This window comes from Acinetobacter sp. AB03, assembly GCF_058107045.1.
Genome location: NZ_JBUEBA010000002.1, coordinates 2,786,580 through 2,799,163, shown reverse-complemented (window position 1 = coordinate 2,799,163; position 12,584 = coordinate 2,786,580). Strand labels below are relative to the sequence as shown.

Genomic DNA, 12,584 nt, shown 5'->3' with positions numbered 1-12,584 from the left:
CAGGTGATGGCTGGCAAAACAGTCATCACCGAGACCATACGGACATCACCAAAATATCTTTCAAATAAAATCTAAAAACCGAAAGTATGCCTCTTTTATTGTTTAATTTTGCTCAAGCTGAGCCGCGCTCATTGCTGGTAAGGGTTGTCTAAGTTTTAATCGATAAACTCAATTGAAAATGCCCATCAACCTCGCATAAAAAGCCTTTCTTTTTGCTGTGTTTTCATCGAATCTTATCTTGTTGAAAAATTAAAATTCTTTTTTTCTTAAATATTTACATAGAAGAATCCGATTGTTTTTATTCGTAAAACTCGCTTTTGATTGTCATCAAAAGGGGCTATGTTAGAACAGTAATAATTACTTTAAACGGTTCATGATAATCATAATTTGATGATCAAATTTGGAGCTCGACATGACACAGAATATGCAAGCATCAGGTTGTCCATTTCACCAGAAAGATGGTGGACAAACGAGTTTAGCCAGCACCAATAATTCTGATTGGTGGCCCAATGCGCTCAATCTCGACATCCTGTCGCAACACGATAAAAAAACCAACCCGATGGATCCTGATTTTGACTATGCAGCTGCATTCAAATCATTGGATTTAGAAGCGGTGAAACAAGATCTTCGTGAACTCATCAACAGCAGCCAAGAATGGTGGCCATCTGACTATGGCAGTTACATTGGGATGTTTGTGCGTACCGCATGGCACTTGGCGGGTTCTTACCGTAAACAAGATGGACGTGGCGGCGCCAACACAGGGAACCAACGTTTTGCACCCCTCAACAGTTGGCCTGATAACGTCAACACCGATAAAGGCCGTCGCCTGCTTTGGCCAATCAAACGTAAATATGGCAACAAAATTTCATGGGGCGATTTAATCGTTCTTGCAGGGACCGTGGCTTATGAAGAAGCAGGTCTAAAAACCTTTGGTTTTGGTGGAGGCCGTCTAGATATTTGGGCACCCGAAAAAGACATTTATTGGGGGGAAGAGCGTCAATGGCTGGCACCAACAGCAAACCGTTATGCCAATGACCAAGACCGTAAATCGCTTGAAAATCCATTAGCTGCGGTACAAATGGGTTTAATCTACGTCAATCCAGAAGGGGTTGATGGCGTCCAAGATCCACTTCGTACTGCACAAGACATGCGTGTTACTTTTGACCGTATGGGAATGGATGATGAAGAAACCGTAGCACTCACTGCGGGTGGTCACACCGTAGGTAAAGCGCACGGAAATGGTAAAGCCGAAAAATTAGGGGCAGATGTCGAAAGCGCGGATGTAGAATTCCAAGGTCTCGGTTGGCATAACTCAGAAGGTACAGGCAATGGCGCGAACACCATGGTCAGTGGTTTAGAAGGGGCTTGGACCACACACCCGACCAAATGGGATAACGAGTTTTTCTATCTGTTGTTCACTTATGAATGGGAAAAAACCACCAGTCCTGCGGGTGCGAAACAATGGGAACCGATTAACATCAAAGAGGAAGATAAACCTGTTGATGCACATAACCCGAATGTACGCCGCAACCCAATGATGACTGATGCTGATATGGCGCTGAAAATGGACCCTGAATACCGCAAAATTTCAGAGCGTTTTTATGCAGATCCAGCTTACTTGTCTGAAGTGTTTGCGCGTGCTTGGTATAAGCTCACTCACCGTGACATGGGACCAAAATCCCGCTATTTAGGTGCAGATGTACCGAATGATGATCTGATTTGGCAAGACCCAATTCCATCGGTCGATTATGTTTTGTCTGAAGCTGAAATTGAAGACTTAAAAGCGAAGTTGCTGAATAGCGGTTTAACTTCGGTTGAATTGATTAATACTGCTTGGGATAGTGCTCGGACTTTCCGTGGTTCCGACTACCGTGGTGGCGCCAATGGGGCGCGTATTCGTCTTGCACCACAAAAAGACTGGGTGGGCAATGAGCCTGAGCGTTTAGCTAAAGTTTTGGCGAAACTTGAAGAAATTCAGGCGGGTCTGGCGAAAAAAGTCACTATTGCGGACTTGATTGTATTGGGCGGTACGGCAGCCGTTGAAAAAGCGGCGCATGCTGCGGGTGTGAATATCAAAGTTCCATTCCTTGCAGGACGAGGTGATGCGACTCAAGAGCAAACAGATGTGTATTCTTTTGAAGATTTACTCCCTAAGCATGATGGTTTCCGTAACTGGGTCAAAGAAGATTACAGCGTACAGCCTGAAGAAATGTTGTTAGACCGTGCACAATTACTGGGTTTGACTGCACCTGAAATGACGGTTCTAGTCGGTGGTATGCGTGTACTCGGCACAAACTATGGAGGTACACCAGAAGGCGTGTTGACGGCTCGCGTGGGGGTATTGAGCAATGACTTCTTTGTGAACTTAACGGATATGAAATATAACTGGAAACCCGTGGGTAAAAACCGTTATGAAATTGTAGACCGTGCGACAGGGGCAACCAAATGGACGGCGACACGTGTAGATTTAGTGTTTGGTTCAAACTCGATTTTACGTTCATATGCAGAAGTGTATGCGCAAGATGACAACAAAGAGAAGTTTGTAAAAGACTTTGTTGCGGCTTGGGTGAAAGTAATGAATGCAGACCGTTTTGACGTGAAGTAGTTATCACTGAAATAAAAAACCGCTCAAAAGAGCGGTTTTTTATAGATTATAAGGTGCTGATATTGTTTAATTTAAAAGTTTGGTTTTGTATAGTATGTATTCTATTCATTTTATGAAAATTTAAATTTAGAATTACTTATGTCAAACGCTTTTTTGATCTTGATGGCTTTCATTTCACTTTTTACTAATAATTTATTACATGCAGAGACCAATACACTGAATCAAGATAAAGTACTAAAACCGTTTATATTTGAAATTGGTTCAGATTTTTCAACTATTCAGACTAAATTCAATTTAGAAAAACATACTCCAAACGTGAATTTCATCAAAGAATCAAACTGGTATATATTCGCAACCCCAGTTGGATCTATTTCACTTCAAGAATGGCAAGGTAAGCTTCATTGCATCGCTTATGATATTGATACAAATGATATAGAGTTAAAAAAGAAAATTATCGAATTTCTATTTGAAAAATATAAAATGAATTTCGAATGGGTGAATAGAGTTGATAACGGATTCTATATTTCATATGAATCATCTAATGATTCTATTCAAGGAATCTATGCTTATTCACTAGGAACAACTATTTCTTTTACCAGTAATGAAATTAGAAAAGCTGAAACAAAAATTCGCTTTCCAAATCTTTAGCTACTAAAACTTCAATTTAACATAATATAGCTTATAGGAATAACTGCTTAGTATTGTTTTATATATCAAATGTTTATCATTTAAATGTAAGTGCGAAAATGAATAAAAAGCCTATTTTTATTAAAAATTAAGTTTCACCAGACCTTGATGGATATCCTTTTCAAGTTGATGCCACTCCCCAAACTCAGGCTCGACCAGTAAAGTCTGCGACACAAAGCCATAACACACCCGTTGCACATTTAAACTCATTTGCTGAAGTTGTACTTCATCATCAATATAAGGCTTAAGAATGCTGTGCCACATTTGCACCATCATGGCATAACTTTTACGGTAACTTTCAATGTTTGAAACCTGTCGTTCAAGCAAAAAAGTCTGCGCCCAAAGAAACTGTCGGGCCTGAATCTGCTCAAGCTGAAAGTGAATAATCTGCTGTAAATAGCACTCAAAAGTTAATTTTGTGGATAACTCCATCAGGCTTTGTGCATAACTTTTTAGCTGCTCCGCATTAGTTTTCACATGCTGATGAATGGTCAATGCAACCAAATCTTCCTTCTTTGAAAAGTACTCATAAAAGGTACCTAAACCGACTCCCGCCACATCGGTAATTTCCCGAATGGTAATTTCGTGCGCATGGCGCTCATGCAAAAGCCGAACAAAACTTTCTTGCAAAGCCTCTTGGGTGAGTTTAGCTCTGGATTGGCGTGGCCTACGGCGGACTTGGATCTCAGGATTCTTCATAGCACAAAGCTGAACATGGCAGACTCAATTTTTCTCTATACTGAAATGAAAAGTACAGCATAACAAGAGCAAAGTGACATGAATACCGCATGGATGACCCATCAAATCAGTAATCAGTTCGATGAACTGGAAAATTATAACCTGTTTGAAACCGATACCGTTTTACAAGAAATTCTCACTCGTTATGGCAGTCAGGATCAGGCAAGACTCACAGAGATGGGAAAAGCCGTTGGTTCAGCGGAATATTATGATTATGCCGAGCTCGCCAATAGGCATACGCCCATATTACATGCCTTTGATGCCCGTGGACGCCGTAAAGACTCTATCGAGTTTCATCCCGCATGGCATAAATGGATGGGATTAAATCGTCAGTTCGATACCCACGCACATCCGTTTAATCAGCCCAATTCACCCTCAAAATGGGTCGAATGGGCAGCGCGTTTTTATTTGGCAGGGCAGGTGGAGTGTGGGAATTTGTGCCCAAATTCGATGACCTTAGGCAGTATTCCACTGATTCAACGCGAACCTGAACTGTGGGCTAAAATCGGCGATAAGTTACTTTCGACAGAATACGATGAACGTGATATACCGATTAGCCAGAAAAAATCGATTTGGCTAGGCATGGGCATGACTGAAAAGCAAGGTGGTTCAGATGTCCGTGCCAATGAAACCATTGCTGTACCAGTCGCTGAGTCGGGACGCGGTCAAGGCTATTTGCTCACAGGGCATAAATGGTTTTTCTCTGCACCGATGTGTGATGCGCATTTGGTGGTGGCAAAGACGGAACAAGATGGTTTGGCCTGTTTCTTTGTACCGCGCTGGCTGGAGGATGGCACCAAGAATCCAATTCATGTGCAACGCTTAAAAGAAAAAGTCGGCAACCGAAGTAACTCTAGCTCGGAAGTCGAATTTAAAGAGGCGTGGGGCATTATGATTGGGGACGCTGGGCGCGGTATTCCCACCATTATAGAAATGGCGAATTACACCCGTTTAACCTGCTCAGTGGGCAGTACTGCCATGCTCAGACAAGCCTTGGTGCAATGCATTGCCTATACCCGTCAGCGTAAAGCCTTTGGTAAGCTTCTGGTTGAACAACCACTGATGCGCGCCGTACTGGCAGATTTAGTCTTAGAAACGGAAGCGGCAATGCAACTCAGTTTCCACTTGGCACACTGCTATGAAACGGATGATGCGCTGTCTGTGGCGTGGAAACGTATTATGACCCCAGCGTCGAAGTTCTGGATATGCAAACGTGCGGTTGAGCTGACAGGGGAAATGATGGAGGTTTTTGGCGGCAATGGCTATGTCGACAACGGCATCATGGCGCGTATTTTTAAAGAAGCGCCAGTCAATACCATTTGGGAAGGCTCAGGCAATGTCATGTGTTTGGATGTGCTGCGTGCTATCAGCCGTGATGTAGAGTCGATTGAAATCCTGTTTCAAGATTTGGCTACCACGGCTATGCAAGATGAACAGTTGAAACAAGAGCTGCAAAATCTATTTCAGTTGTTCCAACAGACACCTGAAGAACTACAATTTATGGGGCGCAGTTTGGTCAGCCGTTTAGTGATTTTGGCACAAGCAGTCCTGCTGAAACGGCATGCACCAGACTATGTGGCTGATGGCTTTATTCAAAGCCGTTATAGTCCATTTCATGGTCGGGTTGTCGGGATGCTTGAGATGAAACAACCCGACGTAGAACGACTACTGCATAGAGCATTTGTAGCTTAAAGCTCTTTATTGTACGGAAAGCTTTTGTGCTTCATCTTGTTCGAGTTTGATGTTGGGGCTGTCTTCAGCCTGAATAATATCAATCGGAATAAAGCGGACTTGAACAATGCTTGGGTTATCGTTCAAGTCTGGCAATAGCTTTTGATTGAGTGCTGCAATTTGCGCAGGGCTAGGCGGAATATCTCCACGGATAGAGACACGGACTAAAGTGAAATCATCTCTTTTATCGTATTGGATGGTATCAATAATATTATTGGCATGGTTCAGCTCAGTGCTAATGGTCGCCTCGGTACTGCTTTCGTACAGCCGTGTATTGAGCAGCGCATAAAAGTTGAGTGAGAGATAAATCCCTAAAAGTGCCAAGAACATTAGGCTAACAGCATTACGTTTGAGAAATTCTTTGACATTACTCTGTACTTCTTCGGTGGAACCCCGTCTAAAGCCTGCAATCCAAAGGACTAAAGATGAGCTAATCTGAATGGCGAAGATGTTGGTCACTGCCAGTAAAAATGCATTGGCTGAGTTTTTCCATTCCATATGCGCAAATAAAATCCCGCTGGCCACCAAGGGCGGAACTAAGGCCGTCGCAACGGCGACGCCCACTACGGCCACAGATAGGCGAGGGGATACTGAGGCAAAAGCACCTGCGGCACCGCCTGCTAAAGCAATCATCAAATCTAAAATGGTTGGCTGCGTGCGCGATAAAATTTCATTGGTCATGGGCAGGTCATAGTTCACCAGCCCTAAAATGATCCCAATGCTATAAATCATGGCAACGCCAAGTAACAAAGTGGACAACGCGGTTTTAAACAGCAGCCATCGGTTATCAATTAAAGCCAAGGCAATACCTGAAATTGGCCCCAGCATCATGGCAACCAACATCGCGCCAATCACTACCGCAGCCGAGTTGGACAGTAGTCCATAGCCTGCTATGACAGCAGCCAAGGCATTCATAATAAAAAAGGTTTTGCTTGGCAGTGCATCCGCTTGGATGTTTAATCGGACTTTTTGGTGGTCAATTTTTTTGGAGTTTTCGCGCAAGGCCTGCTTATAACGAATTTTTTCTTTTAGAAACTCATACTTTTCTTGGTCAGGTATATCTTTGACCACAATGGTTGCATCTTTGTCTTTTTCGAGTGGCATGGTGATGCTCTTATTTTGTATGTGATTAAGATTTAATCTAGCGCTTTTATCAAGGGAAGCAAACAAAAAAATGGTGAGAAATAATATGATTCACGCTTCAATTTAGAATATGTTCTAGCCACTTTCTTTTTATTGAAGCGAGGCTTCTCGATTTTGCTGAACATCATTCATTAACAAGGACTTTTTAGCACCGAGCAGGAAAGATTTTATTGAAATCGCGAGGCCATTCAGAAAAAGACAGATCAATTGCAGATGTTTAGCTGACCCTAGAGCATAGTCTTGTTAGAACAAGACGCTACGATTGGAAATAATATTTTTCATCACCATGGTAGAGATGAGACGTTGCACATTTGGCAGTGCTGACAAGTGCTCATCATAGAGTTTTTGATAACTTTCCAAGTCATAGGTCACGACATGCAGCAAGTAGTCGGGGTCACCAAAAAGTCGCTGCGCTTTCACAATTTGAGGAACCTTAAGAATCGCTTCTTCAAGACTTTGCACCGAATCTTTATCGCCATTTTTGAGCGTCACAAAAACAATGGTGGAGAAATTCAAGCCGAGTTGTGAAATATCTAACTGTGCGCGATAGCCTTTGATAATACCTGCATCTTCTAAGGCTTTGACTCTACGGTGACAAGGAGAGAGGCTAAGCCCTCCCTTATGCGCCAACTCCGTAACAGATAAACGACCATCGGCTTGTAGTTCAGCAAGAATCTTCTTATCAATTTTATCCATGTGGAAGAATCTCCCCTTTTTAGGTGTTATTGCACAAATATTTGAAAGCACATTTTAGAGCCTAAAGGATATCCTTTCAAAATTATTTGATACAGATCATGTTTTGATTGGGTCAAACCTCAAAACGGTGATGGATAAGAGAGGAAAAGGATGTCACTGAATATTATGATTGCTTTTTGGGGTGTTTCGATCCTGTTTGTGATGACCCCAGGTATAGATTGGGCCTATGCCATTTCGTCGGGGATACAGGGAAAAAGAGTCTTGCCTGCGGTAACCGGTTTATTAACAGGGCATTTGATGGCGGCACTGATTGTTGCTGCGGGTGTGGGCACATTGGTGACCAGTCAGCCCGTATTGCTTCAAGTACTCACGGGTGTTGGGGCTGTTTATTTGCTGTGGATGGGGCTGAGCCTGTCGATGCGCCCTGCAACGATTAGCAGCGATCAGATTGCTATTGCATCTTCAAAGTTATGGTACATTCGAGGGGTTTATTTAAGTGGCTTAAATCCGAAAGTCCTGTTGTTATTTTTGGCTTTATTGCCGCCCTTTATCGACCCGCAAGCGGCTTTGTCGCCCACCTCTCAAATTGTTTTATTGGCGGGAATTCATCTCATGAGTTGCGCGGCTGTTTATTTCTTGGTTGGATTTAGTGCGCAAAAAGTTTTGGGCACACGCCCACAGGCTGCTAGGGTGGTCAGTCGAGTGTCAGGGGCATTGATGATGTTGATGGCGATGATTTTATTGTTAGAACAGTTTGATATCTAAGCGATATTTTAAGCATATGGATCAAAGGCAGTGCAAAATAAAGCATTGCCATAACCTGTAATTGAATTGAAAAATAGCGCATGAGTTGGGGGATATAGGTTCAGCCAAAATCGCTTGTAATACGTTCAAAAAGGCGTAAAATTTCTACCGCATCATCAGCGAGATGATCACATCAACAAGGTGAAAAAAATGGCAAAGAAGAAAGCTGAGCCAAAAGTTGTGATTCACAACTTCGTGGCTAAACACATGCATGAAGTCAACCAAAGCCAAGTCTTTGTAGACCGAAAGAAAAATGCAAAACGAGGCTATGACAAGCACAAAAAAGGGAGATATTCAGATGATTATCTCCCTTTTTTAATGTCCGTTCCTTGGGTTTAAAGACCTTTAAGCTGTCACAATACGTGTTGCGGATTTGACCATGTCGGCCAAACCATGGGTTTTAAAATAATATTCCATCTGACTTTTCACAATGAGTGGATTACTCATTTTCAAGGCACGCTCTAACAATTCGACCGCATCTGGCATTGGGACATGACAAATGGCTTTGCGTACACGCAGAATGTTACTTGAGCTCATTGATAGGGTATTGAAGCCCATCGCCATCAGTAAGATCGCAGACAAAGGATCGCCCGCCATTTCCCCACAAATACTGACCGGTTTGTTGTACTTATGACACTCTTTGACTAAGCGGGTGAGCGCACGTAAAACCGCAGGGTGGAAATGTGAGTAGACATTGGCGACACGTGGATTATTACGGTCAACGGCCAGTAAGTATTGTGTCAAGTCGTTTGAACCTACCGAGAAAAAGTCAACCAACTCGGCAAACTCTTCAATCTGCAATAAGACACTTGGTACTTCGACCATGATCCCGATTTTTGGCTTGGTGATTTTGACCTGTTCTTCTTCTTGTACCGCGACCCAGTCACGCTCCAGTAAATACAGCGCTTCTTCTACTTCACTGACGCTGGTCACCATCGGCAGTAGAATGTGTAGGTTATTGAGACCAATACTGGCTTTGAGCATGGCACGAATTTGTGAAGAAAAAATTTCAGGGTGGTCAAGCGTAAAGCGAATACCGCGCCAGCCGAGAGCTGAGTTTTCTTCCTCAATTGAAAAATAAGGCAAGTCCTTATCTGCACCGATATCGAGGGTACGCATCACCACAGGTTTGTTGGCAAAGTGGCTCAACTGTTGACGATAAATCGCACGCTGTTCTTCTTCACCTGGGAAGCGATCACGTAGCATGAACGGAATTTCAGAGCGATATAGACCAACACCTTTGGCACCGCGCTGTACACCACGGACCACATCAATCATCAAGCCAGTATTGACGAACAGTTTGACTGCCATACCATCAGGGGTGATGGCATCTTTAGTTTCATACTGTTTTAAATCTTTGGCAATCAGTTCTTCTTCTTTTTGAATTTCTTTATAGCGACTACGTAAACGGCGAGGTGGATTAATAAACACACGCCCTTGGTGCGCATCGACGATCATTTCCACATCATCGAGGGTATTAATCGGCAGTTCAGTCACGCCGACCACGGTTGGAATACCGAGTGCGCGCGCCACAATCACCATATGCGAGTTCATGGCACCTTCGGTGGTTACGATGGCTGCAATTTTATCGACGGGCAGTTCAACCAAGGCTGCGGTTGAGATTTCCTCACCAATCAGAATACTTTCATCGGTAAGTTCACGGTGGCTGGAGTCGGCTTCTTGCAAATAAGCCAAAATCCGTCGTCCGAGATCTTTTAAGTCCGCGGCACGTTCACGGAGATAGTCATCTTCCATCTGTTCAAACAGATCGATGTGATTATCGATGACGATACGCACCGCACCTTGTGCCCAGTTACCATCACGAATTTGTTCTTTAATTTCCGCGGGTAGTGCATTTTCATCCAACATGCGTAAGAACACGCTAAACAAGGCGCGCTCCTCCGCCATGAGGGCATCTTGCATTTTGTCATCAAGCGATTTGATTTCATCACGCACTGAGGTGAGGGCACGATCCAGCAGTTCTAATTCTTCACTGATGTCATCGGCTTCACGGTCAGGGACAGCCGCCAAATCCGCAGGGGGATAGAGAATGACAGCACGACCTAAGGCAATTCCGCCTGAACCTGGGACACCTTGGAAAGTTTTGTAGGCAGGTAGATTGCTGGGTTTACGAAATACATCGATATTGCCCACCGCATGCGCATGCGCAATAACCCCTGAAAGCTGAGCACAGAGCGTGACGAGGAAAGATTCCGCAGCTTCACTAAAGTCTTGCGACTCTTTGTTTTGCACCACAAGTACGCCCATGACTTTACGGCGGTACATGACCGGTACACCGAGGAACGAGTTATAAATTTCCTCACCTGTTTCAGGTAAGTACATAAAACGTTCATGTTTCGGTGCATTGTCAAGGTTGACGATTTCTTCACGCTGACCCACCAGACCGACCAAGCCTTCACTGGTATGCAGTGAAACATGGCCGACCGAATCGGGGTTCAAACCTTTCGATGCCATCAATAAATAACGTTGATTGCGTTCGTCGAGTAAATAGATGGAGCAAACGTCAACATGCATGGCTTCCGCCACATGGTTGACCATAATGTCGAGTGATTCATGCAAACTGGTGGACGCATTGATTTCTTGTACAATGCGTCGAAGGGTATCCAGTTGCATATTCGACATCGCGTCTACTCCAAAAATAATGTGCGTCCAACTTATTTATAACAAGAGATCCTTAAAAAATCTGTAGGACGTCTAGATTTTTTAAGGCTTTTTTTGAGGGAGCTGATTGCACAGCTCCACCATCGCTTTGCGGTATACATCGCGTTTAAAATTCACAACTTGCCCCAGCGGGTACCAATAACTGACCCACTGCCATTGGTCAAACTCAGGCGGATCAGACAAATTCAAACGAATATTCTGAGCGGGAGCAGTGAGTTTGAGTAAAAACCACTTTTGTTTTTGTCCAATACATACGGGATCGGAATCTGTACGAATGTATCGGTGCGGCAAACGATAACGCAGCCAACCTTTAGTTTGCGCTACAATTTGGACGTGTTCGGGCAGTAAGCCAACTTCTTCTCTCAGCTCACGATAAAGTGCCTGTTCAGGGGTTTCTCCATATTGGATACCTCCTTGTGGAAATTGCCAAGCATTGTGTCCAATGCGTTTTGCCCATAAAACTTGTCCAAACTCGTTTGCCAAAATGATCCCGACATTGGGTCGGAAACCTTCCGAATCGATCATTTGGCTACCTAAATATTGTGTAATTTATGACTTTGCGATCGGGGATTTTTATTTCTGTATCCAACTCGAAAAAAGCAAAGTTTAAAAATGTTAAAATTGCTATGATCTTAACGAATTTCTATCGACTAGCGGAGATAGATTTACAAATTTTTTCTTAAATTTCAGTTTTTACGAGTATTTTCATGAAATTGGCGCTATTTGATCTCGATCACACCTTGTTAAACACCGATTCAGATCATTCTTGGGGAGAGTTTTTGGTGAATGAAGGCTTGGTCGATCCAGTTCGCCATCGCGCCATGAACGATAAATTTTATGAAGACTACAAAGCAGGACAGCTCGACCCGATTGCCTATAATGAATTTGTGTTTGAATTTCTAACCCAACATGACAATACCTACCTTACTGAACTGCATGAGCTGTTCATGCACAAAGTGATTCGCCCGCAAATGCGTCCTGAAGGTTTTACAGCCATTGAAAAACACCGCGATGCTGGACATGCTTTGGTTGGCATTACCGCAACCTCTGATTTTATTACCGCACCGATTTTCCGTGAGTTTGGGATTAATGAAATTATTGCGACCAATGCTGAAGTGGTTGAGGGTAAATACACGGGCAAAGTGATCAACACGCCGTGCTATCAAAAAGGCAAATTGACGCGTTTAGATCAATGGCTTGCAGGGCGTGATGTTAGCGAGTCTTGGGCGTATTCAGATTCCATCAATGATCGCTTTTTACTTGAATATGCTGACCATGCCATTGCCGTCAATCCAGATGACCGCCTAGAAGCATTGGCTAAAGAGCAGGCATGGGAAATTCAAGACTGGTCGATTTAAGTATCTGTCTTTCTTTGTTTAAAAAGGCTGCTTTCCTTTCGGGCAGTCTTTTTTATTTAAAAGGCATCGACGTAAAAAATGAAAAGTGAGTAAAGCGATAATAAAATATCGGGCTAGAGGTAGGCTGATCTTGGAAAATT

General features: G+C 43.4%; 11 protein-coding genes. 6 read left to right on the top strand and 5 right to left on the bottom strand.

All coding sequences use genetic code 11. The annotated features are described in order from the left end of the window. Window positions 1-412 precede the first annotated feature (412 nt). Together katG and ACY3FQ_RS14100 are read left to right on the top strand one after the other, a co-directional pair. Window positions 413-2,605: a catalase/peroxidase HPI gene (gene katG, locus ACY3FQ_RS14105; protein WP_010325828.1), complete on the top strand. Its 2,193-nt coding sequence runs from the start codon at window positions 413-415 to the stop codon at window positions 2,603-2,605. 138 nt (window positions 2,606-2,743) lie between these two features. Continuing rightward, window positions 2,744-3,253: a hypothetical protein gene (locus ACY3FQ_RS14100; RefSeq protein ID WP_010325829.1), complete on the top strand. Its 510-nt coding sequence runs from the start codon at window positions 2,744-2,746 to the stop codon at window positions 3,251-3,253. A gap of 120 nt (window positions 3,254-3,373) precedes the next feature. On the opposite strand, the gene ACY3FQ_RS14095 is transcribed toward ACY3FQ_RS14100, so the two are convergent. After that, the gene (locus tag ACY3FQ_RS14095; protein WP_029574933.1) at window positions 3,374-3,991 is read right to left on the bottom strand and encodes a TetR/AcrR family transcriptional regulator; all 618 of its coding nucleotides are present in this window, start codon (window positions 3,989-3,991) and stop codon (window positions 3,374-3,376) included. 78 nt (window positions 3,992-4,069) lie between these two features. Here ACY3FQ_RS14095 and ACY3FQ_RS14090 point away from each other — a divergent pair, with 78 nt between their 5' ends. Continuing rightward, window positions 4,070-5,722 carry an acyl-CoA dehydrogenase family protein gene (locus ACY3FQ_RS14090; protein WP_010325831.1) on the top strand — a complete coding sequence of 551 codons (1,653 nt, stop codon included), beginning with the start codon at window positions 4,070-4,072 and terminating at the stop codon, window positions 5,720-5,722. A 6-nt stretch (window positions 5,723-5,728) separates the two neighbouring features. Here the strand turns inward: ACY3FQ_RS14090 and ACY3FQ_RS14085 are convergent, their stop codons facing one another. Both ACY3FQ_RS14085 and ACY3FQ_RS14080 read right to left on the bottom strand, forming a co-directional pair. Then, window positions 5,729-6,865 carry a DUF389 domain-containing protein gene (locus ACY3FQ_RS14085; RefSeq protein ID WP_010325832.1) on the bottom strand — a complete coding sequence of 379 codons (1,137 nt, stop codon included), beginning with the start codon at window positions 6,863-6,865 and terminating at the stop codon, window positions 5,729-5,731. Between the two features lie 282 nt (window positions 6,866-7,147). Next, window positions 7,148-7,600: an Lrp/AsnC family transcriptional regulator gene (locus tag ACY3FQ_RS14080; RefSeq protein ID WP_489774215.1), complete on the bottom strand. Its 453-nt coding sequence runs from the start codon at window positions 7,598-7,600 to the stop codon at window positions 7,148-7,150. A 150-nt stretch (window positions 7,601-7,750) separates the two neighbouring features. On the opposite strand from ACY3FQ_RS14080, the gene ACY3FQ_RS14075 reads away from it, so the two are divergent. After that, entirely contained in the window at window positions 7,751-8,365 is a 615-nt protein-coding gene (locus tag ACY3FQ_RS14075; protein WP_010325834.1) for a LysE family translocator, read from the top strand. Between the two features lie 189 nt (window positions 8,366-8,554). After that, window positions 8,555-8,743 (top strand): DUF7230 family protein, encoded by a 189-nt coding sequence (locus tag ACY3FQ_RS14070; RefSeq protein WP_010325835.1) that lies wholly within the window; start codon window positions 8,555-8,557, stop codon window positions 8,741-8,743. Between the two features lie 6 nt (window positions 8,744-8,749). Here the strand turns inward: ACY3FQ_RS14070 and ptsP are convergent, their stop codons facing one another. Both ptsP and ACY3FQ_RS14060 read right to left on the bottom strand, forming a co-directional pair. Next, entirely contained in the window at window positions 8,750-11,047 is a 2,298-nt protein-coding gene (gene ptsP / locus ACY3FQ_RS14065; RefSeq protein ID WP_010325836.1) for a phosphoenolpyruvate--protein phosphotransferase, read from the bottom strand. An 81-nt stretch (window positions 11,048-11,128) separates the two neighbouring features. Continuing rightward, complete coding sequence (locus ACY3FQ_RS14060) at window positions 11,129-11,611, bottom strand: RNA pyrophosphohydrolase (protein WP_004692547.1); 483 nt, start codon at window positions 11,609-11,611, stop codon at window positions 11,129-11,131. 182 nt (window positions 11,612-11,793) lie between these two features. Here ACY3FQ_RS14060 and ACY3FQ_RS14055 point away from each other — a divergent pair, with 182 nt between their 5' ends. Then, on the top strand, window positions 11,794-12,444 hold the full coding sequence (locus tag ACY3FQ_RS14055; RefSeq protein ID WP_010325837.1) for an HAD family hydrolase: 651 nt from the start codon (window positions 11,794-11,796) through the stop codon (window positions 12,442-12,444). The last annotated feature ends 140 nt before the right edge of the window (window positions 12,445-12,584 follow it).

Bases quoted from the DNA above. Each gene is read 5' to 3' on its own strand.
- katG (WP_010325828.1), top strand. From the start codon at position 413: ATGACACAGAATATGCAAGCATCAGGTTGTCCATTTCACCAGAAAGAT.
- ACY3FQ_RS14100 (WP_010325829.1), top strand. From the start codon at position 2,744: ATGTCAAACGCTTTTTTGATCTTGATGGCTTTCATTTCACTTTTTACT.
- ACY3FQ_RS14095 (WP_029574933.1), bottom strand. From the start codon at position 3,991: ATGAAGAATCCTGAGATCCAAGTCCGCCGTAGGCCACGCCAATCCAGA.
- ACY3FQ_RS14090 (WP_010325831.1), top strand. From the start codon at position 4,070: ATGAATACCGCATGGATGACCCATCAAATCAGTAATCAGTTCGATGAA.
- ACY3FQ_RS14085 (WP_010325832.1), bottom strand. From the start codon at position 6,865: ATGCCACTCGAAAAAGACAAAGATGCAACCATTGTGGTCAAAGATATA.
- ACY3FQ_RS14080 (WP_489774215.1), bottom strand. From the start codon at position 7,600: ATGGATAAAATTGATAAGAAGATTCTTGCTGAACTACAAGCCGATGGT.
- ACY3FQ_RS14075 (WP_010325834.1), top strand. From the start codon at position 7,751: ATGTCACTGAATATTATGATTGCTTTTTGGGGTGTTTCGATCCTGTTT.
- ACY3FQ_RS14070 (WP_010325835.1), top strand. From the start codon at position 8,555: ATGGCAAAGAAGAAAGCTGAGCCAAAAGTTGTGATTCACAACTTCGTG.
- ptsP (WP_010325836.1), bottom strand. From the start codon at position 11,047: ATGTCGAATATGCAACTGGATACCCTTCGACGCATTGTACAAGAAATC.
- ACY3FQ_RS14060 (WP_004692547.1), bottom strand. From the start codon at position 11,611: ATGATCGATTCGGAAGGTTTCCGACCCAATGTCGGGATCATTTTGGCA.
- ACY3FQ_RS14055 (WP_010325837.1), top strand. From the start codon at position 11,794: ATGAAATTGGCGCTATTTGATCTCGATCACACCTTGTTAAACACCGAT.